The sequence below is a fragment of the Pseudomonas sp. TKO26 genome, from assembly GCF_003225665.1.
Taxonomy (GTDB): Bacteria; Pseudomonadota; Gammaproteobacteria; order Pseudomonadales; family Pseudomonadaceae; genus Aquipseudomonas; species Aquipseudomonas saponiphila.
The window spans coordinates 73164-97208 of the sequence record NZ_QKLN01000018.1; the positions used below are offsets into that span (position 1 = coordinate 73164).

The 24045-nt window shown below is 66.6% G+C and carries 17 protein-coding genes and 1 pseudogene; 7 read left to right on the forward strand and 11 right to left on the reverse strand.

The genetic code is table 11. The features are described from left to right. Positions 1–62 precede the first annotated feature (62 nt). Entirely contained in the window at positions 63–2015 is a 1953-nt protein-coding gene (locus tag DNK59_RS22285; protein WP_110724633.1) for an FAD-dependent oxidoreductase, read from the reverse strand. 217 nt (positions 2016–2232) lie between these two features. Here DNK59_RS22285 and DNK59_RS22290 point away from each other — a divergent pair, with 217 nt between their 5' ends. The 7 genes from DNK59_RS22290 to DNK59_RS22320 all read left to right on the forward strand — a co-directional run bounded on the left by DNK59_RS22290 (position 2233) and on the right by DNK59_RS22320 (position 10376). Then, entirely contained in the window at positions 2233–3294 is a 1062-nt protein-coding gene (locus tag DNK59_RS22290; protein WP_110724634.1) for an ABC transporter substrate-binding protein, read from the forward strand. 99 nt (positions 3295–3393) lie between these two features. Beyond that, entirely contained in the window at positions 3394–4188 is a 795-nt protein-coding gene (locus DNK59_RS22295; RefSeq protein WP_110724635.1) for a class II aldolase/adducin family protein, read from the forward strand. Positions 4189–4287: 99 nt separating this feature from the next. After that, positions 4288–4935 carry a transcriptional regulator BetI gene (gene betI, locus DNK59_RS22300; protein WP_092315164.1) on the forward strand — a complete coding sequence of 216 codons (648 nt, stop codon included), beginning with the start codon at positions 4288–4290 and terminating at the stop codon, positions 4933–4935. Between the two features lie 73 nt (positions 4936–5008). Next, positions 5009–5725 carry a response regulator gene (locus DNK59_RS22305; RefSeq protein ID WP_110724636.1) on the forward strand — a complete coding sequence of 239 codons (717 nt, stop codon included), beginning with the start codon at positions 5009–5011 and terminating at the stop codon, positions 5723–5725. 31 nt (positions 5726–5756) lie between these two features. Next, positions 5757–6512, forward strand: a complete 756-nt coding sequence (locus tag DNK59_RS22310; protein WP_177431288.1) for an ABC transporter substrate-binding protein — start codon at positions 5757–5759, stop codon at positions 6510–6512. After that, positions 6509–8764, forward strand: coding sequence for an ATP-binding protein (locus tag DNK59_RS22315; RefSeq protein WP_110724638.1), 2256 nt, complete (start codon positions 6509–6511; stop codon positions 8762–8764). The genes DNK59_RS22310 and DNK59_RS22315 overlap by 4 nt, the downstream gene beginning before the upstream one ends. Before the next feature lie 208 nt (positions 8765–8972). Next, the gene (locus DNK59_RS22320) at positions 8973–10376 is read left to right on the forward strand and encodes an amino acid permease (RefSeq protein ID WP_110724639.1); all 1404 of its coding nucleotides are present in this window, start codon (positions 8973–8975) and stop codon (positions 10374–10376) included. Positions 10377–10603: 227 nt separating this feature from the next. Here DNK59_RS22320 and DNK59_RS22325 read toward each other — a convergent pair. The 10 genes and pseudogenes from DNK59_RS22325 to DNK59_RS22370 all read right to left on the reverse strand — a co-directional run bounded on the left by DNK59_RS22325 (position 10604) and on the right by DNK59_RS22370 (position 23659). Beyond that, a pseudogene (locus DNK59_RS22325) lies at positions 10604–11214 on the reverse strand (glutathione S-transferase). Between the two features lie 11 nt (positions 11215–11225). Next, positions 11226–14867, reverse strand: coding sequence for an AAA family ATPase (locus tag DNK59_RS22330; RefSeq protein WP_110724640.1), 3642 nt, complete (start codon positions 14865–14867; stop codon positions 11226–11228). Beyond that, entirely contained in the window at positions 14864–16108 is a 1245-nt protein-coding gene (locus DNK59_RS22335; RefSeq protein ID WP_110724641.1) for an exonuclease SbcCD subunit D C-terminal domain-containing protein, read from the reverse strand. Before DNK59_RS22335 ends, DNK59_RS22330 begins: the two co-directional genes overlap by 4 nt. Positions 16109–16209: 101 nt before the next feature. After that, entirely contained in the window at positions 16210–17847 is a 1638-nt protein-coding gene (locus DNK59_RS22340; RefSeq protein WP_110724642.1) for a BatD family protein, read from the reverse strand. Continuing rightward, entirely contained in the window at positions 17844–19583 is a 1740-nt protein-coding gene (locus tag DNK59_RS22345) for a VWA domain-containing protein (RefSeq protein ID WP_110724643.1), read from the reverse strand. Before DNK59_RS22345 ends, DNK59_RS22340 begins: the two co-directional genes overlap by 4 nt. Next, positions 19580–20656: a VWA domain-containing protein gene (locus tag DNK59_RS22350; RefSeq protein WP_110724644.1), complete on the reverse strand. Its 1077-nt coding sequence runs from the start codon at positions 20654–20656 to the stop codon at positions 19580–19582. The genes DNK59_RS22345 and DNK59_RS22350 overlap by 4 nt, the downstream gene beginning before the upstream one ends. Next, positions 20649–21143, reverse strand: a complete 495-nt coding sequence (locus DNK59_RS22355) for a DUF4381 domain-containing protein (protein ID WP_092315142.1) — start codon at positions 21141–21143, stop codon at positions 20649–20651. The genes DNK59_RS22350 and DNK59_RS22355 overlap by 8 nt, the downstream gene beginning before the upstream one ends. After that, the gene (locus DNK59_RS22360; protein ID WP_092315140.1) at positions 21140–22081 is read right to left on the reverse strand and encodes a DUF58 domain-containing protein; all 942 of its coding nucleotides are present in this window, start codon (positions 22079–22081) and stop codon (positions 21140–21142) included. The genes DNK59_RS22355 and DNK59_RS22360 overlap by 4 nt, the downstream gene beginning before the upstream one ends. Positions 22082–22086: 5 nt before the next feature. Continuing rightward, on the reverse strand, positions 22087–23046 hold the full coding sequence (locus DNK59_RS22365) for a MoxR family ATPase (protein ID WP_060839545.1): 960 nt from the start codon (positions 23044–23046) through the stop codon (positions 22087–22089). A gap of 256 nt (positions 23047–23302) precedes the next feature. Continuing rightward, positions 23303–23659: a hypothetical protein gene (locus DNK59_RS22370; protein WP_092315138.1), complete on the reverse strand. Its 357-nt coding sequence runs from the start codon at positions 23657–23659 to the stop codon at positions 23303–23305. Between the last annotated feature and the right edge of the window lie 386 nt (positions 23660–24045).

The following is a 24045-nucleotide window of genomic DNA, read 5'->3' on the forward strand; positions in this document are numbered from 1 at the left end:
GGCCTGGAAGGCGGGCACATCCGGGCGCCCGTCCTGCAAAAGGCCTGGAGTATAAAGCAGCCTCAAAGCGCCCAGGCGACTTTCAAGCCTTCATGGATGGCTTCTTCCACGGTACGCGGGGCCAGGCAGTCGCCGATGCGTTGGAAGGGCACCAGGCCTTTGAGTTGTTGGCCGAGGTCGTCCACCGATTGGTGGCCTTGGCACAGCACCAGGCTGTCGACGTTTTCCAGGAGCATGGGTTCGCCGCTGGCGGTGTGTTGCAGGTAGACGGTGCTGTCGTCGCAGCCGTAGAGGCGGGCGTAGGGGATGATCGGGATCGCCAGTTTGTGTAGTTCGCCGGCCAGTTGGTCGCGCACGTACAGCGGCAGGTTTTCGCCGCAGTGGGTGCCGTTGACCGCCAGTTGCACCTGGTGCCCGGCGCGCACCAGGCGCTCGGCGATGCCGGGGCCGATCCAGTCGCAGCGCCAGTCGGCCACCACCACGCTGCGGCCCAGTTGCACTTCGTCGCGCAGCACTTGCCAGGCGTCCACCACTTGCAGCTCGCCGCCGCGCTCGAAGTTTGGCCAGTAGGGTTGGGCGCCGGTGGCGATGATTACGTGGTCGGGGTTTTCGCGCTCGATCAGGGCGCGGTCGACCCGGGTGTTGCGCACCACTTCCACGCCGGCCAGTTGCATTTCCCGTTGCAGGTTGGTGCTGGCGCCGCCGAATTCGCTGCGCCGGGGCAGCAGTTGCGCCAGTTGGATCTGGCCGCCCAGTTGCGCGCTGGCTTCGTAGAGGGTGACGCTATGGCCGCGTTGCGCGGCGACGGCGGCGGCTTTCATCCCGGCCGGGCCGCCGCCCACCACCAGGATGCGTTTGCCCCGGGCGCTGGGCTTGGGCTGGCCGTAGAGCAGTTCGCGGCCGGTTTCCGGGTGCTGGATGCAGGAGATCGGCAGGCCCTTGTGGAAGTGGCCGATGCACGCCTGGTTGCAGGCGATGCAGGCGCGCACGTCATCGCTGCGGCCGCTGTCGCTCTTGTTGGGCATCTGCGGGTCGCAGATCAGCGCGCGGGTCATGCCGCACACGTCGGCCTGGCCCTTGGCGATGATCGCTTCGGCTTCCTGGGGCTGGTTGATGCGCCCGGTGACGAACAGCGGGATCGACAGCTGGGCCTTGAAGGTGCCGGCTTCCCGGGCCAGATAAGCCGCTTCCACCGCCATGGGCGGAACGATGTGCACCGCGCCGCCTAGGGAGGCGGAGGTGCCGGCGACTATGTGCACGTAGTCCAGTTGCCCTTGCAGCAATTGCACGGCGGCCAGGGATTCGTCTTCGGTGAGGCCTTCGGGGTCGCGTTCATCGGCGGAAATCCGCAGGCCGATGATGAACTCGGCATCGGTGCTGGCGCGCATGGCGTCGAGAATTTCCCGGATAAAGCGCAGGCGCTGTTCCAGCTCGCCGTTGTAGCCATCGGTGCGGCGGTTGACCCGGGGGTTGATGAACTGCGCTGGCAGGTAGCCGTGGCTGGCCACCAGTTCTACGCCGTCCAGCCCGGCCTGATGCAGGCGCCGGGCGGCGTCGGCGTAGCCCTGGATGATCTCGTCGATCATCTCCTGGTCCAGGGCCCGGGGCATGACCCGGAAGCGTTCGTTGGGCACCGCCGAAGGCGCGTAGGCCACCGCCAGCAGGCCGTCGGCGGACTCCATGATTTCCCGCCCCGGGTGGAAGATCTGCGACAGCACCACTGTGCCATGGGCGTGGCAGGTTTCGGCCAGGCGCCGGTAGCCGTCGATGCAAGCGTCGTCGGTGGCCATCAGCACATGGCTGGTGTAGCGCGCACTGTCGTGGACCCCGGCCACCTGCAGCACGATCAGGCCGACGCCGCCTTCGGCGCGGGCGCGGTGGTAGGCGATCAGCTGGTCGTTGACCAGGTTGTCGGTGGGCATCGAGGTGTCGTGGCCGCTGGACATGATGCGGTTCTTCAGGCGTTTGCCACGGATCTGCAAGGGTGCGAACAGGTGCGGGAAGGCGCTGGTCATTGCGGGTGACTCCAGGCGGGCCAAGGGCAGGGGAGCACAGCCTTGGCGTTGTTATTGTTGGCCTATCAAAATTTACCGACAGTAAAAAATCAACTTGTTTTTTTACTGTGGCTTGCCGTAGCTTTGGTTTGCGCCCGCTTTTGGCGCGAACCTCACAACAATAAAAAAGGGCTGTGCCGGCGCCTGCCGGTGTGGCACCGCGACGAGGATTCACAGAATGAAAGCGCTCACCCGCAAGCACGGTTGTTCCTTCCTGGCCCTGAGCCTGGCCCTGGGTTTGACCCTGGGCCACAACAGCGTCCAGGCAGCCCCCGACATGGTGGTCGTGGCGTACGGCGGAGCCGGACAAAAAGCCCAGGACGTGGCGTTGTTCCAACCCTTCAGCAAGGCCGATGGCAGCAAGCTGATCCAGAGCGAATACAACGGCGAAATGGCCCGGATCAAGGTCATGGTCGACACCGGCAACGTCGATTGGGACCTGGTGCAGATCGAAGGCCCGGACCTGATGCGCGGCTGCGAGCAGGGCATGTACGAACCCCTGGACTGGAAGGCCCTGGGCCGTGCCGACCAGTTGATTGCCGACGCCGCCCAGCCCTGCGGCTCGGCGGTGCTGGTGTGGAGCGTGGCCATTGCCTACGACCGCAACAAGCTGGCCAAGGCCCCGGCGTCCTGGGCGGATTTCTGGGACGTCAAGCAGTTCCCCGGTAAGCGCGGCCTGCGCAAGCGCGCGGTGTACAACCTGGAATTCGCGCTGATGGCCGACGGGGTCAAGGTCGAGGACGTGTACCAGGTCCTGGCCACGCCGCAAGGGGTGGAGCGGGCCTTCGCCAAGCTGACCGAGCTCAAGCCCTACATCCAGTGGTGGGAAGCCGGGGCCCAGCCGGGGCAGTGGCTGGCCGCCGGTGACGTGGTGATGACCTCCAGCTACAGCGGGCGTATCGCGGTGGCGGCCCAGGCCGGCGCGTCCCAGGCGGTGGTCTGGCCCGGCAGCCTGTACGGCATGGATTACTGGGCGATCATCAAGGGCTCGAAACACGTGGATCAGGCCAAGCGTTTCATCGCCTTCGCCAACCGCCCCGAGGTCCAGGTCGACTACGTCAAGCAGATCCCCTATGGCCCGACCAACACCCAGGCTGCGGCCAAGCTCGACCCGGCGCTGGCGCAGTGGGTGCCGACCTCGGAACAGAACCTCAAGGACGCCCTGGCGATGAACGTGGAGTTCTGGGTCGATCACGGCGAAGAGCTGGAAGAGCGCTTCAACGCCTGGGCCAGCAAGTAAGCGTCACGGGCTGGACGCCTGCGGGCGTCCGGCCCTATTGTTTGCCGGCCCGGTTTACCGACCCCGCTTGCCCGCCCACCCGCCTGGAGGACTCCAACAATGAACAACATCGCTCCCAGCCCCTACGCCAACGCCGATCGCAGCGCCACCGAGCAGCGCCTGCGCGAAGAGCTGGCCGCCTGCTACCGGCTGATCGCGCACTTTCGCATGACCGACCTGATCTTCACCCATATCTCGGTGCGCCTGCCCGGGCCCGAGCATCATTTCCTGATCAACCCCTACGGCCTGATGTTCGAGGAAATCACCGCTTCCAACCTGGTGAAGATCGACCTCGATGGCCAGGCCGTGGAGCCGTCGCCGTACCCGGTGAACCCGGCGGGTTTCGTCATTCACAGTGCGATTCATGGCGCCCGCGAAGACGCCCAGTGCGTGCTGCATACCCACACCAAGGCCGGCTGCGCGGTGGCGGCGCTCAAATGCGGCTTGCTGCCGGTGAACCAGATTTCCATGGAGTTCTATGGCCGCGTGGCCTACCACGATTACGAAGGCGTGGCCCTGGACCTGGGCGAGCAGCAACGGCTGGTGGCGGACCTCGGCGACAAGAGCGTGCTGATGCTGCGCAACCACGGCTTGCTCACCGTGGGCGAAACCGTGAGCCAGGCGTTTTTGCGCATGTACTACCTGGAGAAAGCCTGCGAGATCCAGCTGGCGGCCCAGGCGGCGGGGGAGATCGTGCTACCGCCGGACGCGGTCTGTGCCCACACCGAGCGCCAGTTCAACGACCCGGGCCGGCCACTGCAGGAAGGCGAACTCAACGACCCGGACGCCATGCAACTGGCCTGGGCAGCGCTGTTGCGCCTGTTGGAGCGCATCGCCCCCGACTACCGCGCCTAAGCGCGATAGCCCTGAAACCGGGGCTGGATGAGGCCGGGAAGCTTGCTGTACATTCGTTCAGTTTCCGCCGTCCGGCGATTGTCCAAGGAGCCATGCCCCATGAGCCAGGAAGTGCGCTTTTCCCGTCTGGAACCCGACCTGCGCAAGGCCGAGCTGATCGAGGCGACCCTGACTTGCCTCAAGCGTCACGGCTTTCAGGGTGCGTCGATCCGCAAAATTTCCGCCGAGGCTGGAGTCTCGGTGGGGCTGATCAGCCATCACTATTCCGGCAAGGACGAGCTGGTGGCCGAGGCCTACCGCGCCATCACCGGGCGGGTCATGAATCTGTTGCGCGAAGCCATGGAGCAGGCCGCGCCCGATCCACGGCAACGGCTGTCGGCGTTCTTTCGCGCCTCGTTCTGCGCCGAGTTGCTGGACCCGCGCCTGCTGGATGCCTGGCTGGCGTTCTGGGGCGCGGTGAAGACCGCCGAGGCGATCAACCAGGCCCATGAACATTCCTACGCCGAGTACCGCAACGAACTGGCCAGCCTGCTGAGCCAAGTGGCCGGGGAGCAGGGCTGGGAAGAGTTCGACGCCGATCTGGCGGCCATCAGCCTCAGCGCCTTGCTCGACGGCCTGTGGCTGGAGTCCGGGCTCAACCCCGGCACTTTCAGCCCGCAGCAGGGCGTGCAGATCTGCGAAGCCTGGGTCGAGGGGCTGCTGGCCAGCGGCGGGCGCGGTTTCATCCGGCCGACACAGGGCTGTTGATCGGTTGTTCAGTAATGGCTAGGCTGCTGCGCACTGGGTTTCTTTTCTAATAAAAATAATCAGGAAACAGGCGATGACTCCTCGGGTTTTGATCGTCGACGACGATCCGCTGATTCGCGAACTGCTCCAGGCTTACCTCTCGCAAGAAGGCTATGACGTGCACTGCGCCGCCACCGCGGAGCAGGCCGAGGCCTTTCTCGACCAGCACACGGTGGACCTGCTGATGCTGGACATCCGCCTGCCGGGCAAGGATGGCCTGACCCTGACCCGCGAGCTGCGGGTGCGCTCGGAGGTGGGAATCATCCTGATCACCGGGCGCAACGACGACATCGACCGCATCGTCGGCCTGGAATGCGGCGCCGATGACTACGTGATCAAACCCCTCAACCCCCGCGAGCTGGTGTCGCGAGCCAAGAACCTGGTGCGCCGGGTGCGCCAGGCCTACCAGCCACAACCCCCTGCGAACCACCCGAGCCCGGTCAAGCAGTTCGCCGACTGGGCCCTGGACACCGACCGCCGCCGCCTCATCGACCCACAGGGCGGCGAAACCCTGCTGACCCACGGCGAGTACCAGTTGCTCAGCGTGTTCCTGCGCAACAGCGGCCACACCCTGAGCCGTGACCAGTTGATGGACCAGATCCGCAACCGCGAATGGGTGCCCAGCGACCGCTCCATCGACGTGCTGGTGGGCCGTCTGCGGCGCAAGCTGCACGACGACCCGGCCGAGCCGGAGCTGATCATCACCATCCATGGCGCCGGTTACCTGTTCACCGCCAGCGTGGCCGCCTGAATTGCTGTGTCGTGCCTGGGGCCTGTGCTTGATGCTGCTGGCAGGCTCGATACTCGCCGAACCCCAGCCCGTGCTGCGCTATTGCGACTACCCGGTGTACCCGCCGATTTCCTGGAGCGACGGCCAGCAGGTGCGCGGGCTGGCGCCGACCCTGGTGCGTCAGGTGCTGGGGGACCTGGGCTATCAGGTGCAGGTGGTGGTGCTGGGCAACTGGAGGCGCTGCCTGCTGGACGCCGCCGCCGGCCGGGTGGATGTGGTGCTGGCCTACAGCACCAGCCAGCGCCAACAGGGCCTGCTGTTTTCCCAGGTGCCGGTGCTGCGCGAAGAGGTCGCGCTGTTCGTCAACCGCCGCCACTTGCCGCGCTTCAAGCACTTGCAGGATTTGCGCGCCTATCGCGGCGGCCTGTTGTTTGGCGAGAGCTACGGCCAGGATTTCGACCGCGAAGTGGTGCAGCACGGCAACATCGAATGGGTCTCCAGCAGCCAGCAGAATTTCGGCAAGCTGATCCGCCAGCGCATCGATTTCATCCCTTATGAGCGGCGCACCGGGCAGCTGTTTATCGAGCAGTTGCCGGGCGCCGAAGACATAGTCGCCTTGCCGCAGACCGTGAGCGTCGACTACCTGCGCCTGGCGGTGTCGCGCCAATCGCCCCTGGCGCCGCGCATGGCCGAGATCGACGCGCAATTGCAGCGTCAGGTCGACAGCGGCGCGGTGCAGCGCTGGCTGGCGCAAAGCCAGGACGCCTACCGCGCCATGCTCAAGGCGCAGCGCGGGGTCACGCCATGATCCGGCTGCGCTCCGCCGGCCTGTTGCGCCGCCTGCTGCTGTTCATTTTGCTGTTCAGCCTGTGCTTCACCGTGCTCGCCAGCAGCGTGCAGCTGTACTTCGAATACCGCCGGGAAATGCGCGAGATCGACAGCCGCATGGAGCTGATCCGCGCCGGTTACCTGGGCAGCCTGGAACGCAACCTGTGGGACCTCAACCAGGAACAGCTGACCGTGCAGTTGCAGGGGTTGGTGGACTTTTCCGACGTGGCCCGGGTGCACCTGGTCAGCAGCGATTTCGACTTGCAGCAGGGCAATAGCGAGCTGATCGGGCCGTTGCGCGTCGAGCGCTTTCCCTTGAGCTACCAGCCGCCGTCCGGGCCGCTGCGCCAGCTCGGTGAATTGCAGGTCAGCACCGACCTGGGGGCGGTGTACCGGCGCCTGTACGCCACCGGCTTGGCCAGTTTGCTGTGGATGAGCGTGTTTCTCTGCGGGCTGGCGGTGGCCTTGTCCGGGCTGTTCTATCGCCTGGTGACCCGGCACCTGCAAGTGATGGCCGACTTTGCCCGGCGCGTGGCCGCGGGTGATTTGCAGCAGCCCCTGCACCTGGATAAACGCCAGCGCCCGGGTGGCGACGAGATCGACACCGTGGCCCGCGCCCTGGACGACATGCGCCGGGCGATTCTCGACGATGTGCAGCGCCGCGAAGCCGACCGCCTGGCCTTGCAGGACAAGCGCGACGAACTGCAGAAAATGGTCCAGCGCCGCACCGCCAGCCTCAAGCACGCCAAGGACGAGGCCGAAGCGGCGAACCTGGCCAAGTCGCGCTTTCTGGCGACCATGAGCCATGAACTGCGCACCCCGTTGAACGGCATCCTCGGCATGGCCGAACTGCTGCGTCAGGCGCCCCTGGAGCAGCAGGACCGCCAACGCTTGCAGGCCCTGCATCAGGCCGGCGAGGGCTTGCTCGGCATCCTCAACGAAGTGCTGTCCTTTGCCCGGTTAGAGGAGGGCGAAAGCCGCCCGGAACTGCGGGACTTTTCCCTGCGCCAACTGCTGGAAGAAGTCACCACCCTGTTGCAGCCCCGGGCCGAGGGCAATTGCACCCGCCTGGAACTGCACATCGACCCGCAACTGGCACCGCGTCAGCAGGGCGCCGAGCAGTACTTGCGCCAGGTGCTGAGCAACCTGCTGGCCAACGCCATTCGTTTTACCGAGGGCGGCTGGGTGCGGGTCGAGGTGCAGGTACTGGAGAGCCTCGCCGAGGGCCAGCGCTTGCGCTGCTGCGTGCGCGACAACGGCATTGGCATTGCTGCGTCGATGCGCGAGAAGATCTTCGAGCGTTTCGTCCAGGCCAGTGATGAAGTCACCCGACGTTACGGCGGCACCGGCCTGGGCCTGGCCATCTGCAAGCACCTGCTGCAACAGCTGGACGGGCGCATCGGCGTCAACAGCGAGCTGGGGCAGGGCAGTTGCTTCTGGTTCGAGCTGCTGCTGGGTATCGGCCAGGTACCTTTACCGGCGCCCGCGTTGCCAGCGCCGACCCAGGCCTTGCAGATCCTGGTGGTGGAAGACGTGGCCCTGAACCGTGAAGTGGCCAGCGGCCTGCTGGAGCGTGACGGCCATCAGGTGTGGCTGGCGCAAGACGGCGAGTCGGCCCTGGCCTTGTGTCAGCACCAGGCCTTCGACCTGTTGCTGCTGGACGTGCACCTGCCCGGCATCAGCGGGGTCGAGCTGTGCCGGGAAATTCGCCAGCGCCCCGGGCCCAACCAGCAGGTGCGCATCGTCGCCCTGACCGCCAGTGTCCAACCGGCCGTGGTGCGCGGCTATTTGCAGGCCGGGATGCAGGGCATTCTCGGCAAGCCGTTGCAGCTGGAGAGCCTGCGCCAGGTGCTGGCTGGGCAGGTGCAGCCGCCACCCTTGACCGACCCGCAAGGCCTGCTTGACCAGGGCGTGCTGGACACCCATCGGCGCCTGTTGGGCGAACAGAAGCTGCAGGGCCTGCTCCAGGTCCTGGCCAACGCCCTGGACCAGCAGCAACCGCTGCTGGCCGACGCCCTGGCCGCCGAGGACTGCACCGAAGTCCTGCACCTGGCCCATCGCCTGGCGGGCAGTGCCGACTCCATGGGCTTTTGCGCCCTGGCCCGGGCGCTACGGGAAGTGGAAAGCGCGGCGCAACACAGCGAGCGCCCGGCCCTCACGACCCTGACGGCGAGCCTGCAACCGCTCTGGCAGCAGTCCCGGGCCTTGCTGCAACGCCTGCTGGAAGCCTGACGTACAAAAAACTTACGACTTTTTACATCTTCGATCCTGACGGTCAATCCGAACTTACATGGCTTTCCAATAATCGCCCAAGCCGCGCCCGCCGCGGCCTTCGAAGCTTATTGGAGATAATAATAATGAACTGCCTGCAAGCTGCTTCCGTCGTCCGCCACACCCCTTCGCCACGCGCCCTGCGCCTCATCGACTGCTGAGGTGCGCCATGACAACCACCACTGAACGTAAAGGCATCCACCTGACCCGCTCCTTGAAGAGCCGGCACATTTTCATGCTGTCCCTGGGCGGGGTGATCGGCACCGGGCTGTTCATGGGCTCCGGGGTCACCATCAACCAGGGCGGTCCCTGGGGGGCGATCCTCTCTTACCTGGTGGCCGGGTTCCTGATGTACTTGGTGATGGTCTGCCTCGGCGAGCTGTCGGTGCAGATGCCGGTGTCCGGCTCGTTCCAGGCCCATGCCACGAAATACATCGGCCCGGCCACCGGCTTCATGATCGGCTGGGTCTACTGGATGAGCTGGGCCACCACCGTGGGCCTGGAGTTCACCGCCGCCGGCATGCTGATGCAGCGCTGGTTCCCCGGGGTGCCGATCTGGTACTGGTCGGCGCTGTTCGTGGCCTTGCTGTTCGGCATCAACGCCCTGGCCACCCGGGCCTTTGGCGAGGCCGAATACTGGTTCGCCGGGGTCAAGGTGCTGGCGATCCTGAGCTTTATCGTGGTCGGCGCGCTGGTGATCTTCGGCGTCATCGACCTGCCCAATAGCGCCCCGGCGCCGATGCTCGACAACCTCAAGGGCGACTCGCTGTTCCCCAACGGCCTGCCGGCGGTGTTCGCGGTGATGATGACCGTGGTCTACGCCTTCCAGGGCTGCGAGATCATGGGCGTGGCGGCGGGTGAAACCGACCAGCCGGAAAAAAGCATTCCGCGGGCCGTGCGCAACGTGGTGTTCCGGGTGCTGATCTTCTACGTCCTGGCGGTGATGGTGCTGGCTGCGATCATTCCCTGGCAGCAAGCCGGGCTGGTGGAAAGCCCCTTCGTCCAGGTGTTCGACATGGTGGGCATTCCTTATGCCGCCGACCTGATGAACTTCGTGATCCTCACGGCGATTCTTTCGGTGGGCAACTCCGGGCTCTATGCCTCCACGCGGATCCTCTGGGCCATGTCCAAATCCGGCATGGCGCCCAAGGCCCTGTCGCCGCTGAGCAAACAGGGCGTACCCCTGCGCGCCCTGGCCATCACCCTGTGTTTTGCCCTGATCTCGCTGATGACCAGCTTCATTGCCGCCGACACCCTGTTCATGGTGCTGATGGCGGTGAGCGGCATGGCTGGCACCGTGACCTGGATCGTCATTGCCCTGGCCCAGTACCGCTTCCGCCGCCAGTTCCTGCGTGAGGGCGGGCAACTGCACCAGCTCAAATACCGCGCCCCGTGGTTCCCCCTGGTGCCGCTGCTGTGCATCGTCCTGTGCAGTTCGCTGTTCGTGTTCCTGGCCCTCGACGAAACCCAGCGCCCGTCCTTGTACTGGGGTTCCGGCTTTATCGTCCTGTGCTATGGCGCCTACTACCTGATGCAGCGCAAACGCCAACTGCAACCTGCCGCCGCCGTGTAGGAGCCGGCTTGCCGGCGAAGGGGCCCGCAAGCCATGCGTCGCCCGGGCTGACGCCCTCGCTGGCAAGCCAGCTCCTACAGGGGGAGCGGTGCACGCCGTCGTGTAGGAGCCGGCTTGCCGGCGAAGAGGTCCGCAAGCCATGCCGAGCCAAAGTGACTCGCTGTCAGGGCGAAACCTTCAGCCGCCGCACCCGCAGCAACGGCTATGCCACCCAAAAAACACTCACCTCAAGCCAACGACTTCGACATGACCCCCACAAACAACGGCGACTCCAGCCACTCCCGCAACCACCTCTGCAAAGCGCCATGGGGAGTCTGCGCAAACCACTCCCGGTCCACATGGGCAAATTGGCGAACAAACGGCAGCAACGCCATGTCCGCCAAGCTCGGATGCTCCGCCAGCAGATAGCGCCGCTGCTGCAGCAACCCGTCCAGGCGCGCCAGAAACACTTCGCCCTGGCCCCGGTAATGCTCCATGGGCGCCTCGGGATAGCGCTCGGCGTACTTGTAGCGATTGAGGTGCACCTTGAACACCTGATCGTTCTCGGCAATCAGCGCCGCCATCCGCGCCTGGGCCGTGGGGTCCGTGCTCAGCCGCCAGTCTTCGGGGTCATGCTGGGCCAGGGCCCAGTGCATGATCTCCAGGCTCTCGTCGATCACCCGGTCCTCCAGTGCCGCACCGGCACCGTGCCCTTGGGCGACAGGGCCAGCATCTCGGCCGGTTTGGCCTTGAGGCTGACTTCGATGATCTGCACCGGCACCCCGGCATAGCGCAGGGCCAGGCGCGCGCGCATGGCGTAAGGGCAGCGGCGGAACGAGTAGAGGGTCGCCTCGGGCATCGCTCGCGTGCTCATTTCACCTCCAGGGTGCTCAGGCCGTTGCCCTGGCGGCTGACCTGGATCTGCACCGGGATCCGTTCATGCATTTCCTGGACGTGGGAAATCACCGCGACCTTGCGTCCCTGGGCCTGCAGGCCGTCGAGGGCGTCCATGGCCAGTTGCAGGGACTCGGGGTCGAGGCTGCCGAAGCCTTCGTCGATGAACAGCGATTCGATCTTCAGGGTGCTGGAGGCCATGGACGCCAGCCCCAGGGCCAGGGCCAGGGATACGAGGAAGGTTTCACCGCCGGACAGCGAATGCACCGAGCGCAGTTCATCGCCCATCTCGGTGTCCAGCACCAGCAGGCCGAGCATGCTGCCGCCGCGCTTGAGGCGGTAGCGCCGCACCAGCTGGCGCAACTGGGCGTTGGCGTGGTGCACCAGCAGGTCGAGGTTGTAGGCCTGGGCGATCTTGCGGAAGGTGTCGCCGGTGGCCGAGCCGATCAGCGCATTGAGCCGGGCCCAGCGCTGCCATTGCTGGTAGGCCTCGTGGATCTGCTGGCCCAGGGCCTGATTGGCCTCCTGGCGACGCTGATCCTCGCTTTGCCGGGCGCGCAGTTCCGCCACCTGCTGTTCGCTGGCGAGGGCTTGTTGCTGCAGCTCTTCAAGGGCCTGGGCCAGTGGTTCGGCCTCCAGGTTGCCGTTGTGCTGGGCCTGGTGCTGTTGCAGGCGCTGCTGACGCTCCTGGAGCAGGACCTTGGCTTGCTCGATGGCCTTGTCGTTGGCCTGCAACTGCAGGCGCAGTTGCTGGATCTGCTGCTCGTCCAGTTCCAGCAGCTGTTGCAGGCCGGCGTCATCCAGCTCCGGGTGCTGGGCGCGCCATTGTTCGATGCTGCCGGTCAGTTGCTGCTGTTCGCTGTCCAGGGCTTGCAGACGCTCTTGCCGGGCCTTGAGCTCGGCGCTCAGTTGGATCAGTTGCTGCTGCAGCTCCTGCTGCTCGTGCTGGGCCCTGGCCTGGTCACCGCGGGCCTGTTCCAGCGCCTGATCCAACTGCTGCTGCCAGTGTTCGGCGCTGGAGTGGCTGCCCAGCAGGGTGTTCAGGCGCTCCTGGCAGGCCTGTTGCTGCTGGCTCAGGTCGCTGAATTGCGTCTGGGCAGCGCTCAGTTGCTGCTGGCGGGTCAGTTGCCGGTCCTGTTCCTTTTCCAGCAGCTGTTGGCGTTGCTGTTGTTCTTCGGTTTCGTCCTGGCGTTCGCGCAACTGCTCGATGCGTTGCAGCACCTGCTGGTCCAGGTGCATGAAGGTGTTGGCCGGGTCGCGGCGCAGGCCTTCGAGCACCTCGGCCGGCAGCCGTTGGCTGAAGTTGTCCAGCTCTTCGTCCAGGCGCTGGCGGTCGGCGCTCAGTTGTTCCTGTTGTTTGTGCAGGTCCTGGGCGGCGTGCTGGTTGGCCTCGACGGCCGCCTGCAGTTGCTGTTGCAGGCGCGCGGCATCCTTTTGCAGGGTCAGCAGGGCGCCCTGGCGGTTTTCATCCTGGCTGATGCTCTGTTGCAGCTGTTCCAGTTGCTGGCGTAGCCAGGCGTCGCGCTGGGCCGGGTCACGCTCCAGCAGCGCGGCGCTCAGCGGGTGGGCCTCGATGCTCGGGGCCAGGGCCTGTTGCTGGCCGGTCAGTTGTTCCTGTTGCTGGAGAAACTCTTTCTGCTGGGCGATCAGGCCCTGGACCTGGGCCCGCAGTTCGTTGAGCTGCTCCTTGAGTGCATCCACCGCCTGACGGGCCCCGGCTTCCTCGCTGGCGTCGTGGCGTCCGAGGCTCTGCAACAGGGCCTCGGGCTGGTGATAGGGGTGTTCGACGCTGCCGCACACCGGGCACGGCTGATCGTCCTGCAACTGCCCGCGCAGTTCCTCGACGCTGGCGCTGCGGGCCAGCCGCTGGCGCTCCAGCAGGGCCTGGGTGACGCTCAGGGCCTGCTCGGCCAGGCTCAGCTCGGCCTTGGCTTGCAGGCCGGCCTGGTTCAGTGCCTCGCGCTGGGCGGCCACTGCCTGCTGCTTGTCCTGCAGTGCCTGAGCGCGTTGCGTCAGGTCCTGCTGCTGGGCCCAGAGTCGGGCCAGGTCTTCGACGGCGCGTTGCTGTTTGCGATTGTCCTTGAGCAGTCCATCGAGCAGTTGGATCTGCTCGGCCACGGCCTGGGGTTCGGCGTCGGCTTCGCGGTAGAGCAGTTCCAACTGGGCGCGTTGTTCGCTCAACTGCTGGGCGGCGGCGCTGGCCCGCTGTTCCAGGGCCGGGAGTTCGCTCTGGCCCTGGTTCAGGCGATTGCCGATCAGCATCAGTTGCTGCAGGCGTTCACGGTAGGCGTTCCAGGCTTCGCTCAAGGGGGCGAGGGCGGCGCTGTGCTCCAGTTGAGCGCTGATCCGCTCCAGGCGCTGGCCCACCAGGCGCTGCTGCTCCAGCAACTGCTCGATGTCCTGCTGACCCCGGGCGCAGGCCTGCTCGGCCTGTTCGCGCTGTTCGGTGGCCTGGGCCAGGCTCTGCCCCAGGCGGGTCAGGTTGGCCTGTTCGGCAAAGGCTTCACGCAGCAGCGGCGCGCTGTCGCTGTGCTGGCTCTGGGCCCGGGTCAGGGCCTCGCCGGCGTCGAGCACTCGCTGCTGCAACTGTTGGTGCTGTTGTTGCTGTTCAAGCTGATGCGCGGCCTGCTGCTCAATCTGTTGGCGCAGGGGCTGCAGGGCTTGCTGCAGCTCGATCTGGCGCAGGAACTGGTGACGCTGCGGCGCCAGTTGCTCCAGCCGTTGCAGGCGCAGGCGCTGCGGGGCCAGGGTCTGAGCCTGCTGCTCGGCCTGTTGCAACTGCTCGGCGGCGTCTTGCCGGGCCTGCTGCCACTGTCCCAGTTCCTTGAGCCAGCTGTGCTGGGCTTCCAGCTGTTTGAGCTGGGCCTGCTGGGTCTTGAGCTGTTGCTGGGCGTCGTTGAACTGCTGGTCCAGTTCGGCCCGGGCTTGCGGGTCCAGCGGGGTGATGCCGCTGGCCTGGGCCTTGAGTTCCTTGTGGGCCTCTTCGGCCTCCTTGCTCTTGCTGTAGGCGCGGCGCCCCAACTGGCTGTAGATCGAGGTGTTGGTGAGCTTTTCCAGCAGCTCGCTGCGTTCCTTGTCGTCGGCCTTGAGAAACGCGCTGAACTCGCTCTGGGCCAGCATCACGGCGCGGGTGAACTGCTCGAAGTTGAGGCCCAGCTTGGCCTCGATCAGCTGTTCATAGTCGCGCTTGCCGCTGGCCAGCAACTGATTGCTGTCCAGGTCGTGCAGGCTCTGCCGGCTGCTTTGCAGCTTGCCATTGGCCTTGTCGCGGGCGCGGTTGGTTTCCCAGCGGGCGCGATAGCGACGCCCGTCGACGCCGACAAAGTCCACCTCGGCGAACCCGCTGCCGGTGCCACGGCGCAGCAGGGTGCGGGGGTCGCCGGTGGAGATATCGCTGTCGACCTCGGGAACCTTGTTTTCCTTGGCGATCTTGTTCAGCCGCGGCACGGCGCCGAATAACGCCAGGCACAGGGCGTCCAGCAGGGTGCTCTTGCCGGCGCCGGTGGGCCCGGTGATGGCGAACAGCCCGGCGCTGGCCAGGGGCTCGGCGCTGAAGTCGATCTCGAATGGCCCGGCCAGGGAGGCCAGGTTCTTCAGGCGGATGGCCAGGATCTTCATGGCTGTTCCCCTTCTTGCTGCACGTCCTGCAACAGCAGGGCGAAATCCTTGAGGGTGGCGTCGTCCACTTCATTGGCGTAGGCATCGCGCCAGGCCCGGCGGAACAGTTCTTCGGGGCTCAGTTGATCCAGTTCGATCAGCTCAGCGCCGGCCTCTTCAGCGTCGCGGCCGCCATTGCCGGCGTATTCGGCGGCAATCCGTACCAGGCGCACGGCCTTGCCTTGCAGGGCGCTTTCCACTTGCTGGCGCAGGTCCGGCTGCGGCTCGTCGAGGCGCACCCGCACTTCCAGCCAGGGCTGGCGCTGTTCTTCGGCCAACAGGTCGATGTCCGGCAGCTCGCCGAGCTGGGTCAGGAGCTCACCCAGGGGCGCCGGGCCCAGGCGTTGCAGGTTGACCGCCCGGGGAATCAGCCGCGGCTCGACGCTGACCAGGGTTTCGCCGTCCAGGCGTACATCGAGGATCTGGTGCTGGTAGCCGATCTCGGAAAACGACAGCGGGATCGGCGAGCCGCTGTAGCGGATGCGCTGCTCGCCGTTGACCTTCTGCGGTTTATGCAGGTGCCCCAGGGCGACGTAGCTGACGTCCGCGCCGAACAGGCTGGCGGGCAGCGCCTCGGCGTTGCCGATGATCAGGCTGCGCTCGGAATCTTCGGACACCGAACCACCGGCCATGTGCGCGTGGCTCACGGCGATCAGGGCCTGGCCCGGCTGGCGCTTGGCATTGGCCGCGGCGATCAGCCATTCATGGACCTGGGCGATGCCCTTGAGGTAGTCGTCGCCCAGTTTTGCGCCGGTGACTTCCGCCGGGCGCAGGAACGGCAGGGCCAGGCACCAGGCGCGGATCGCGCCACTGGCGTCGGGCAGCGGCAGCAGCAGGCGTTCGACATCCAGCTGGCCGTCATCCAGCCACAGCACCCGGCCCAGGGCGCGGGTGCGCAGGCGCCGCATCAGCGGCGCCGGCAGCTCGATGCGCGAGCCGGAGTCGTGGTTGCCGGCGATCATCACCACGGTCAGGCCCGGCTGTTGTTCGTGAGCGCTGACGATGAAGTCGTAGAGCCGCTCCTGGGCTTTGACCGGCGGGTTGACGGTGTCGAAGATGTCGCCGGCGATCAGCAGTACATCCGGCTGCTCAGCTTTGAGCTGACGCAGCAGCCACTCCAGAAAACAGGCGTGTTCGAAGTCCCGTTCCTGGCCGTGGAGGTTCTGGCCCAGGTGCCAGTCGGAGGTGTGAAACAGACGCAAGGCAAACTCCAGGAAAAGCAGCTACGAGCTGCAAGTGGCAAGCTGCAAGCTGCAAGCTCAAGCGAATCTTGGCGCTTGAGGCTTGCAGCTTGCGGCTGCTGTTATTTGGGGTAGAGCGGCGGCAGGCTGGTGGTGTCCGCCAGCGGGTCCTGGACTCGCTCGTTGATGGGGATGGCGCGGATCGCCCGCCACAGTTCCTCACCTTGCCAATACTGGCCGGTTTCGCTGTAGAGGGCGCCGTTGAGTCCGTCCAGGGCATCGGACAGCGGGATGAAGCGCGCGGCCATGTCGGCCAGGGTTTCCGGTTGCTGGCGCGCCCAGGCATCCAGGGCCTGGCGGGTGGCTTGCGGGTCGTTGGCCTGGCAGGCGCGCTTGAGGTCGTCCAGCAGCGAGCGCGGGCTCGGGCCGGTCTGGGTGGCACGCAGCACCGCCGGCTGCGAGCGGGCCCGCCACCACAGGCCGAAGCCTAGGAGGGTGGTGCAGGCCAGCAGCAGGGTGCTCAGTTGCCAGGGCCAGAGCGGCCCCTCGTCGCTGTCGGCCTGGGGCGTGCCGGTCGGGGTATCCACCACCAGGCTCGGGTTGTTCGCTACCTGCAGGCTGCGGGCCGGCAGGCGGGTGAGTTCCAGGCGCTCTTGCTGGGTGTTCCACCAGGTCACTTCCAGGCCCGGCAGATTGACTTCGCCGGTGCGGGTCGGCACCAGGGCCTGGCGCTCTTCGCGAATGCCCAGCAGGCCCTGCTCGACGTGCTGGTTGCTCAGTTGCGGCTGGTCGGGGTAGCTGCGCAGGCCGTTGACCTCGGGCTGGGGCAGGGGCGGCAACTGGGTGCTGGACAGGCCTTCGGCGCGCAGGGTCAGGCTGCGGGTCAGGGAGTCGCCGACCTGCGGATGATCGGGCTCCGGGTTCCAGCTTTCAGTCAGCTCCAGGCGGCGCGCCGGCAGCCAGGGGACATCGTCGGGATAGCCGGCGGGCTTGCCCAGCACCTCCAGGCTCATGGGCTCGGAGCTGACATGGATCAGCTTGCCGGGCTTGGGCGCCTGGGGCGCGGGTTCCTGGTCGTTGCCCGGGTTGGCCAGGGTGGCGCTGAAGGTCAGGGCCGGGATCTGCAACGTGCCGCTGCGCTGGGGGTACAGGGCGTAGCGCATCTCGATCACCCCGTGACGCACGCCATTGATGAGTTTTTCGTAGGTGCGCGGCTCGCCCAGTTGCTCGACCCGGGCGTCGTCGAGTTGCAGGGGGCTGAGGTTGCTGTCGTCGAACAGCGGCACCGAATGGTAGATGTGCAGGGTCAGCAGGGCCTGGGCCTGGACGTAGACCTTGGGTTGGTCGAGTTCGGCCTTGATGAACACCGGCTCCAGCCGGGTGTCCTGATCCTGGGCCGCCCCGGCGTTGACTTGCAGGCTCAGGGCCTGGCTGTGCAGATTGCCCAGTTGCAGCGGGGCGATCTCCAGGGTGCCGAGCTGGCGCGGCAGCAGGGTGATGATCCAGCGGGTGCTGGCGTGGTTGTCGCCCAGGCTGTTGAGCTGGTTGACCTGGCGTGTGCCGCGTACTTCGAACTGACTGTCCAGGGGCGTGAGATCGGGCTTGCCGAACTGGGTGACGTCGCTGGACTCCAGGGTCAGCTCGACGGTTTCCCCGGCATTCACCTGGCTGCGGTCCAGGCTGGCGGACAGCCCGGCAGCCTGGGACGGGGCCGTCCAGAACGCGAGGGCTAGCAGAAGGGCAGCGGTGCAGCGGGTCATCGAGTTTTTCCCTGATCCTGATGTTGTTGCTGTTCGTACCAGAATTTACGCCTCAGCAGTTCGCCCGGATCGTCCGGGATCTTGCGCAGCCATTGTTCCAGCGCCTGCTGGTGTTCGGCGTCCAGGCTGTCCTGGGCCGGGCGCAGCGGGGTGGTGGTGTGCTGGTCGTCCAGTTCGCTGCCGGGCACCTCGCTGTTGCCGTTGCTCGGCGGCGCCGGCGTGGCCTCGCCGGTTTCGGCCGCGGTCTGCCCGCTGTTGTCCGGGGGTTCGCCGCCGCTGGTCGGCTGGGTCGCGGCGCCGCTGGGACCGGCGTTGTTGCTGTCGTCGCTGTCGGGGTTCTGCGGCTTTTGCGGCGCTGTCGGTGGGGCCACCTGCTGCTGTTGCAACAGGCTTTGCACCAGGGCCTTGTTGGCCAGGGCCGGTTGCAGGTCCGGCTGGCGTTCCAGGGCTTGCTCGTAGGCGTCGATGGCCGCTTCCAGTTCACCGCTGCGGGCCAGGGCATTGCCGCGATTGTAGTGGGCGCGGGCGTCGTCGCCTTCGGCAAAGCGCTCGGCGGCGGCATTGTAGTTGCCGGATTCGTACAGGGCCACGCCTTGCCATTGCGGGTCCTGGAAGCGCCGCGCGGCCTCGGCCGGACGCTGCTGCTCCAGCAGCCGTTGACCCTGCTGGTCGGGGCGCAACCACAGGTCTTGCCAGTCCAGGGCGTAGCTCGGCTGCGGCGCGGCCAACAGCAGCAGCGGCAGGCAGAACAGCCAGCCCCGGCGCCCGGCGCAGGCGGCCAGCAACAGCAGTGGCAGCAACAGCCAGTAGCCCTGGTCGGCCCAGGTGTCCAGGCGCAGGGTCTGGCCGTCATTGCGCAATCCCTGGGGGCCGCCCAGCAGGCCCAGGCCCTTGAGGTCGCTGTCGTCCAGGCGCGCCTGCCGGTAGCGGCCGCCGACCTCGCCGATGAACTGCTTGAGGTCCGGGCTGTCCAGGCGGGACACCAGGATCGCCCCCAGATCGTCCTTGAGGTAGCTGCCGTCTTCCTGGGTCACCGGGGCGCCGTCGCGGCTGCCCAGGCCCAGCATCAGCAACTGCGGCGCGTCACCGCCGAGGGCCTGGCGGATGCCCTGGCGCTCCTGTTCGCTGAGGGAGGTGGCCATCAGCAGCACCCGACCCTGGCCGAGGGCGCCCTGGTCCAGCAGCTTGAGGGCCTTGAGCAGGGCCAGGTCGGCGCGTTGGCCGGCCTGGGGCATGATCGACGGTTTCAGCGCGTCCAGCAGATTGCGGCTGGTGGCCAGATCATCGGACAGCGGCACCAGGGTATGGGCGCTGCCGGCATAGACCACGATCGCGGTCTGGGCGTCGCTGCGCGCTTGCAACAGGTCCAGCAACTTGTGCCGGGCCTGCTCCAGGCGGTTGGGCGGCACGTCGCTTGCGAGCATCTGCGGGGTCAGTTCCAGCAGCACCACCAGCGGGTCGGCGGGTTTCTGGCTGGTCTGTTCCACTCGCTGCCAGCTGGGGCCGAGCAGGGCCAGCACCGCCAGCAGCCAGGCCAGGCCCAGGGCCACCCAGGGCAGCTTGCTTTCGCGGCCATTGCCGCCGCTGAGCAGGGCGGCGTGAAAGGCCGGTGGCAGGATCATCTGCCAGCGTCCGGCGCGCTTCTGCCGGTGCCAGAGCTTCCACAGCAACAGCGCCAGCAGCGGCAGCACCAGCAGCCATTCGGGACGGAACCAATGGGGCCAGAGGCTGATCATCGACGCCTCCGCAAGCGCAGGCGCTTGAGCCGCTGGCGCCAGTCATGGGCGGGTAGCAGGAAGCTCGACTCGCTGAAGAAACGCTGCAGCGGGTTGTGCGACCAGCGCTCGCGCAGCACCAGCAGCACGCTGAGCAGCAGGGCGGCGGCCAGGGGCCAGTGGTACAGGGCCTGGGCCGGGCGGGCCTGGGTCGGTTGCTGGGCCACGGGTTCCAGTTGGTCGAGGGTTTCCTTGATGGCCTGCAGCTCCTGGCCATCATGGGCGCGGAAGTAGCGCCCGCCGGTGACCTCGGCCAACTCCTTGAGCGCCGGTTCGTCCAGGTCCAGGCTCGGGTTGAGCCCCAATACCCCGAGCGTGGCGCTGTCCTGCGGGTCGGCGCCGATGCCGATAGGGTAGATCTTCACCCCTTCCGCGGCGGCCAGCCGGGCAGCGGTAATGGGCGCGATCTCGCCGCCATTGTTGGCGCCGTCGGTGACCAGGATCAGCACCCGGCTCTGCGCCGGACGCTGGCGCAGGCGCTTGAGGGCCAGGCCGATGGCGTCGCCGATGGCGGTGTTCTTGCCGGCGATGCCGATCTTCGCCTCGTCGAGCCAGATCCGCACCGTGCGCCGGTCGAAGGTCAGGGGCGCCTGCAGATAGGCCTTGCTGCCGAACAGGATCAGGCCAACCCGGTCGCCCTCGCGGTGTTCGAGAAAGTCCCCCAGCAGGTGCTTGACCAGGCTCAGGCGGCTGACGTCTTCGTCCTGCCACTGCATGTCGGGAAAGTCCATGGAGCCGGATACGTCCACCGCCACCAGCAGGTCGCGGCCACTGGCGGCCACCGGCAACGGTTCCCCCAGCCATTGCGGGCGGGCCGCGGCCAGCAGCAACAAGATCCAGAGCAGGATGAAGCGTGCCTGCTGGCGCCAGGCCGGCAGGTGGGCCCGGGCCCGGCGTCGGGACAGGCCTTCCAGCTCGCTGAGAAAACTCACTTTCAGCGCCGGTTCGCCGCTGTCGGCCACCGGCAGCACCAGGCGCAGCAGCCAGGGCAGCGGCAACAGGGCGAAGATCCACGGCCAGGCGAACTCAAACATGCTTGCGAATCCAGGTGTCCACCGCCTGGGTCAGGCCGGCGATGGCTTTGTCGTCGAGCTTGCACTCGGGTTTGTAGGCCCCTTCCACCAGCACCATCCAGCGGGTCAGGCCGGCGGCCGGGCAGCGGTTGTCGAGAAACGCCAGCCACTTGCGGCCGTTGAGGGTGTGGCTCTGGCTGTAGGGGTAGTGGTTGCGGCACAGGCGCTTGAGCAGGGCGTTGAGGGCCTGCAGCCAGGCGCCGGCCGGGGCGCCGTCATAGGGCTTGGGCAACAGCGCCAGTTCCGCCAGGGCGGCCAGGCGCACCGGGTCCAGGGGCTGTTCGCTGCGCGGGCGGGTGGTCTTGCGCGGCCACAGGTGGCGCCAGCGCCACAGGGCCAGGCCCAGCAGCGGCAGGACCACGGCCAGCCCCCACCAGCCCGGGGCCGGTGGCCACAGGCCGATATCGGGCGGCGGCAGTAGCGGTTGCAGTTGTTCCAGGCTGCTCATCGGCCGGCTCCCGGGCGCTGCGGATTGAGGTATTCGCGCAGCTGCTCGACCATTTCGCTCTGGGTGCTCAGGGGCATCAGTAGCACCCGCAGCTTTTGCGCCAGGCGTTCCCAACGGGCGATACGCGCCTCGCTCTGGGCCCGGTAGGCCTGGCGCAGCTCGTAGTTCAGGGTGTCCAGTTCCAGCTGCGCGCCGCGTTCGGCAAAGCGCAGCAGGCCGGCGGCGGGCAGGGCGTGGTCCAGAGGATCGGACAGCGGCATCAGCAGCAGGTCGCAATGGCGCGACAGCAGGCTCAACTGTTGCTCGGCGGCGTCGCTCAGGGCGCGTTCGTCGCAGATCACGATCACCAGGCTCCCCGGACGCAGCACCTCGCGCCCGCGCAGCAGCGCGGTGCCCAGGGCATCGCGCTGGGGCTGGGCGTCGCTGTGCAGCGACTGGTTGACCCGCACCAGGCGATTGAGCAGTTGCAACAGGCTCTGCTTGCTGCGCCGGGGCTTGATCTCGTAGTGCTCGTCGTCGCCGTAGACCAGCCCGCCGACCCGGTCGTTATGGCCCAGGGCGGCCCAGCCGATCAGGCTCGCGGCCTGGGCGGCGAGCACCGACTTGAACATCAGCCCGGAGCCGAAGAACAGTTGGCGGCTCTGCTCGACCATGATGAAGATCGGCCGTTCGCGCTCCTCGTGGAACAGCTTGGTGTGCGGTTCCTGGGTGCGCGCGGTGACCCGCCAGTCGATGGTGCGCACGTCGTCGCCGGCCTGGTAGACCCGCACCTGGTCAAAATCCACGCCGCGTCCGCGCAGCTTGGAGTGGTGCAGGCCGATCAGCGGGCTGCGCTGGCTCGGGGTGGAGAACAGCTGCACCTCGCGCACGCGGTGGCGCATCTCGATCAGTTCACCGAGGGTGATGCGAATGCCGGGTTCGGCGCTGGCGTGAGTCATGCAGATCAGGCGACGGCAACGACGTCGAGGATGCGCTGTACCACACGGTCCTGGTCGATGCCCGCCGCTTCAGCCTCGAAGGACAGGATGATGCGGTGGCGCAGCACGTCGAACAGCACGGCCTGGATGTCTTCCGGGCTGACGAAGTCGCGGCCGGCGAGCCAGGCGTGGGCCCGGGCGCAGCGGTCCAGGGCGATGGAGCCGCGGGGGCTGGCGCCGTAGGCGATCCACTCGGCCAGTTCCGGATCGAACTTGGCCGGGGTGCGGGTGGCCATCACCAGTTGCACCAGGTATTCCTCCACCGCGTCGGCCATGTACAGGCCGAGGATTTCCTTGCGCGCGGCGAAGATCGCCTGCTGGCTGACCCGGCGCTCGGGCTTGGTTTCGCCGTTCAGCGCTTCGCCACGGGCCTGCTGGAGGATCCGCCGCTCGACGGCGGCGTCCGGGAAACCGATCTTGACGTGCATCAGGAAGCGGTCGAGCTGGGCTTCGGGCAGCGGGTAGGTGCCTTCCTGCTCGATGGGGTTCTGGGTCGCCATCACCAGGAACAGCGGCGACAGTTCATAGGTGCTGCGCCCGACACTGACCTGTCGCTCGGCCATGGCCTCCAGCAGCGCCGACTGGACCTTGGCCGGGGCGCGGTTGATTTCGTCGGCCAGCACCAGGTTGTGGAAGATCGGCCCCTGCTGGAACACGAAGCTGCCGGTTTCCGGGCGATAGATTTCGGTGCCGGTGATGTCCGCGGGCAGCAGGTCGGGGGTGAACTGAATCCGATGGAATTGCGCTTCAATGCCTTCGGCCAACTCTTTGATGGCCTTGGTCTTGGCCAGCCCCGGAGCGCCCTCGACCAGCATGTGGCCGTCGGCGAGCAGGGCGATGAGCAAGCGCTCGATAAGTTTTTCCTGGCCGAGAATCTGCGTTGAAAGAAAGGTTCGCAGCGCCAAAAGCGCTTCACGATGTTCCATCGGTGACTGTTCCTGGAGAGGGTGCGCCCCGGGCGTTGAAATAACGTCGGGGCTGGGGGCGATACTTTAATCCATAGCGGGGTGCGGCGACTAACGGGGAACGGCTGATTTAGCGAATTAGTCGAAAAAAACACCGCCGCCCACCGATTCTCGCGGGCGGTTCCTGTAGCCGCTGCCGCAGGCTGCGAACGGCTTGGGGGGCATACCGACGCAGGAGACGCGGGGATCTGGAGGGCGCCGCAGGTTCGACGGCGGGTCAGGACAGCTGGCTGATGTAGGTGCCGGTGCCCTTGAGGATGTTCTGCAGGGTCAGCTCCACTTCGGCCAGGTCCGAGGCGGCGGTGCTGTGGCGGATTTCCAGGTGATCGGCACCATTGAGGGCGTCGGCATCGGCGGCGGCGATTTCGATCAGCAGGGTGGTCGGGCTCAGGGTGACCTTGACGCCATCGAGGGTCGAGGGTTCGCCGTCGAGGGTGATTTCCAGCTCGTCTTCATCCGGGTAGCGGCTCATCAGGAACATCTCGCCCTGGTTGCTGTGGCAGCAGAGCATGGCCATGTTGTCTTCTTCGTCGTCGCAGGGGTTGGCGATCAGGTGGGCGGTGGTCATCAGCATGGGGGGGCGTTCCTGGGTCTTGGGCCGGCGGCGGCCGGGCGCTGCAAAAAAGGAAACAATTCTGCCAGCCCGGGGGAATTTCTGCTGGCCTGTCTGTCTGAGAACAGGTCGTGGGCGCATCAGGTCCGGCAGGCGCTTTTGGTACGCAAGTACCCTGAAACCGGGGAAAACCCTGGTTTTTCCCCGTTGCCTGCTAGTGTTGTTCAGGGCATGAGCGTCCGGTTGCGTGCCGTTGACCGAATATGTCGCAGCATCGCAAGCAGTTGTCGCGTTCCACTCGTTAAGCTGCGCAGCGGACAATTTGTTCTCGAGTGCAATAGGTTGCGTCTGATTTTCGATGGTCACCTGTAAAGGCATTGCGCGGCATGCCGGCGCCAGTCGTTTTT